General features: G+C 58.3%; 5 protein-coding genes and 1 pseudogene. 3 read left to right on the forward strand and 3 right to left on the reverse strand.

Going from position 1 to position 3,377, the window contains the following annotated elements; all coding sequences use genetic code 11:
* Together EOA38_RS31320 and EOA38_RS31325 are read right to left on the reverse strand one after the other, a co-directional pair.
* Positions 1-237 (reverse strand): annotated as a pseudogene (locus tag EOA38_RS31320) (hypothetical protein); the annotation flags it as partial.
* 25 nt (positions 238-262) lie between these two features.
* Positions 263-1,267, reverse strand: coding sequence for a hypothetical protein (locus EOA38_RS31325; protein WP_127301040.1), 1,005 nt, complete (start codon positions 1,265-1,267; stop codon positions 263-265).
* 87 nt (positions 1,268-1,354) lie between these two features.
* Between EOA38_RS31325 and EOA38_RS31330 the strand changes: the two genes are divergently transcribed.
* From EOA38_RS31330 to EOA38_RS31335, 3 genes are all read left to right on the forward strand, one after another.
* Positions 1,355-1,939: a hypothetical protein gene (locus tag EOA38_RS31330; RefSeq protein WP_127301041.1), complete on the forward strand. Its 585-nt coding sequence runs from the start codon at positions 1,355-1,357 to the stop codon at positions 1,937-1,939.
* 131 nt (positions 1,940-2,070) lie between these two features.
* Positions 2,071-2,193 carry a hypothetical protein gene (locus tag EOA38_RS41020; RefSeq protein WP_281033865.1) on the forward strand — a complete coding sequence of 41 codons (123 nt, stop codon included), beginning with the start codon at positions 2,071-2,073 and terminating at the stop codon, positions 2,191-2,193.
* Between the two features lie 241 nt (positions 2,194-2,434).
* Complete coding sequence (locus EOA38_RS31335) at positions 2,435-2,686, forward strand: hypothetical protein (RefSeq protein WP_127301042.1); 252 nt, start codon at positions 2,435-2,437, stop codon at positions 2,684-2,686.
* Here EOA38_RS31335 and EOA38_RS31340 read toward each other — a convergent pair.
* On the reverse strand, positions 2,647-3,009 hold the full coding sequence (locus EOA38_RS31340; protein WP_127301043.1) for a hypothetical protein: 363 nt from the start codon (positions 3,007-3,009) through the stop codon (positions 2,647-2,649). The genes EOA38_RS31335 and EOA38_RS31340 overlap by 40 nt on opposite strands.
* Positions 3,010-3,377: the final 368 nt, after the last annotated feature.

The raw sequence follows: 3,377 nt of genomic DNA on the forward strand, positions 1-3,377 counted from the left end.
ATCGTGGTGCATTTTCCGGATCTGATTTGGATTATGCCCACTGTGGAGCAACAGCGCGGTCAGGTAGAGTTCGATCGCATGGATCGCCGCCAACCTGAAGGGAGCTCTGGTAAGCGGCTTGCCGGGCCGACCGAGTTGAAGAAGGTGGTTTGCGGCCTTGCGGTATTCTTCCGCCAGTTCGTGAACCTGCTGCGGGGATGCTAGCTCACCGGGGTATTTGCGTTCTTCGATCGCCATCTAGCACGTGCCATTTCCCTAAGAGCTATAGCCGCAAGTTGATCAGTATCAACAGCAAGAGGCCGGCAATGACCCATGCTGCAATTCGTATGGAGGACAGGAGGCCGACCGTTTGAGGGTCGGCGGCTAGCGGCCGGGGATCGGGTTGAGCCTGAACCATCCGGTCAGCCAAGTCTTCCGGGCTTGCATCACCGCTGTCAGTCCACTCCTCCGTGTCTTCCGCCGCCGCGGCGTGGCCACGGTCGGCCTGTTCCTCAGCGCTCTCCTTGTCGTGTATTTCGTCCGCCGCCCCCTCAGGCGCTTTCGGTGTAGCCTTCGAAAGTTCAAGCTCTCGGCGAATGTGGATCTGCGCGTATTGCGCTCGCCCGAGACGCGGAGGATCGATCTCGCAACCGGGTGGAACCTCGATCTTCTGGGCGCTTTTGTCGGCCAGTATCTTGATCCGATCTGTTGAGGTCGATGGCGACCAATCGGAATAGAAGCCGGGCACCCGGCCCACGAAGAGTGACACATCCTCCACGGCAGAGGTGGCAATCATCTCCACATACTGGGCAAACCTGTCAGGGTTCACAATCAGGTAGAAGCCAATGCAGTCGGGCGTGGTTTCTTCGCGGAAATCAATCTCCGCGGTGTAGCTTACGACGCCCCAAGCCAGGCATTGTTCCTGCTCGCCGTCGACCACGGATGGCATTATCGAAAGACTGATGTCAGTAATTGTCCGGTCGGTTCCGAACATCGAGTAAGAGGGAGGCCACGTCGCGCCGAAAGGAAGCAGTTTCGCGGATATGCCCTGCTTCGCGGTCACAGTGTTTATATCGTCCTGGGACGCACCTGGGAGGAGAGACCCGACGGTCAACGTGTCATGCAGGGTCAGTTCGGTTGCCTTGAAATAGAGCGTCCATTCCCAAGGTATTTGATCGCGGCCAATCTTTTTGCCATCGGCATCGACCTCTTGAAGTGACCACTCGTAGAGGTTCTTGTACTCGGACTCAGGACAAAGAATGACCCGTCGATCGACACGGTTTTCCAAGGAAGCCTCCTTCCGCTGGGGCAAAGAGCAGAGTACGACTTCCTCGTTTCAGGAAAGCTAATGTAACGGCCTCTCGAGGGGTGGGGGATGGAAGACATCATTGCACGGGTTCGCCGCACTTCGAAACTTGGCATCCTAGGTGAAGTCCTGGCTGCGGAGGCTCTCGTCCGGAACGGGTTTCAGGGCGTTCGTAATCTGAACGACGACAAGCACAACCAGCCGTTTGCAGACCTCCTCGCAGAGAAGGGCAGCATCCGCTATTTCATCGGCGTGAAAGCCCGAAACGAGGAACGCGACGTGGGCAGGCTGAACGAGTCCTACAACTGCGTCCTCGTGCCCGATGCTATCAACAGGCGAATGAAGAACCAGGGCGCGACCGTCGACAACATAACTGCCCTGGCGCTCCGCCAGGTTCACTTTCTCGCCGAGCGCTTCGCTGCCATCCCAGCTTGGGTCACGGTTCCGCTGCGCCCGATGCAAGGCACGTACGCTGCCTATTTTGGTCTCCTGAAGGAACTTGGCAACAAGCGCTCCATCCCGATGACGGGAGCGGCGCGAGCCAGCTACACGTGCCTAGCTGACTGGGCGGTGGACGCGCGGATTACGCCCGATCTCTGCAATGCCGTCGGTCGGCGCCCGTCCCGATCAGTCCCGCGACCTACGCTGTTCTGATCCCCGGGCGCTGACAGCCGCTATGAAGGACGCGCTGTTTCAGCTTCCCTGCGGTCTCAATCATTCTGAGTGACATCGCTACGTCTCACAGGGCCCAGCCCCTACGTTTCGCCTCGAAGGACGCCAGAATCATGTCCGATGACGACCGCGCGATCTCCAAGGCCGCCAAGGCTTACGCAAGCCATGACACCGTCACGCACAGCGATGACGAGTTTGCCCGCGGCGAAGTCCCTCGAATACCGTGGAAGCCCTAGCCACCCTGCTTAAGCGCGCGCAGCTGGGCGTTCCAGTACATCGGTGCGATCCAGCCAAGGTTGCCGTTGGTAGCGTAGGCTTGTCCAACTCAGCCGAAGCATTTCAGCGAGAGCGGCAGTCATGACATGGTTATTGGATGAGGCGCCATGAATCCTTTGATACGACAGGTTCGATAACGAAACCGCAAGATTTCACAGGCTATCGGTTGCGAGGTGTAAGTCCTTAAGGGGGAGCTTGATTATGCCTTTGCAACATCCTGAATTCGAGAAAGAAAACGACGAGGCCGCCAACGCCCTCCGGTACGAAGAGCGCTTGGTTGATCAGGGCGCGGATGGCGAAATCTATTATGTTACAGGCACATATGAGACGCCGGACGCGGAGAAGGGAACCTTTATTTTGATTCCCGACAATACGAAAGAGCGGCACACCTTTGTCGGCAAGCAGGGCGACGCTCACAAGAAGCTCGGAGAACTGAACTCGCGCCCGGGATGAGCGGCGGCATACGCCTCCGCATTCCGGATGCGGACCGGATTCATCTCGCCTCGCGCGCGCATGTCGACGAAGATCGGGTCATTTAGGTCGAGGAGTGCGCCCTCGCCCCATTCGGCTTCGATCGCCAGTCCCGTCCGGGCCACTTCCAGCCACCGCGCGTACTTCGCCCTGACCTCTTCGGAGGTGGATGTTGCCAGGTCGGCGTAGCTGGTCCTGAGGAGGCGATCCAGCGTGCGGACGCTTCCCGACAATTCGAGCGAGGCAAGAACTTCGAGCTTCTTCGCCTCGGTCGTAATGTAGATTTTTCGGCTGCCGTCGGTCATTTCTCTCGCTTCCCTTGACGTGTGAACTCGCCAAGGGTCGGGCGTCAGTTCGCAGACGTCAACGGATCCTGTCGCTGTCGTTCTCGACAGACCCGGATCACTAGCCGATTAGGATTTGGTTGCCATCCATTGACGCCCCTCGCGTTTGCGGAAACGCCGTTAACCACGTTCACTAAAAGACAAACCAGTTCTCAGAAAGCGTTTGCACCTTCTTTGTCGACGCTATATCCGCCTCCCACTCGCGGGCCTGTCTCACCAGGTCCGCCCAAGAGGAAAGATGACCATGACGATGAACATATCGATAGCTGTGCGGAAGGTCCGCGAAGCTCAGGGCTGAGGCCCCGGTATGTTCTGCCGGGCGTCAAGTC

This window comes from Mesorhizobium sp. M1E.F.Ca.ET.041.01.1.1, from assembly GCF_003997355.1.
Taxonomy (GTDB): Bacteria; Pseudomonadota; Alphaproteobacteria; order Rhizobiales; family Rhizobiaceae; genus Mesorhizobium.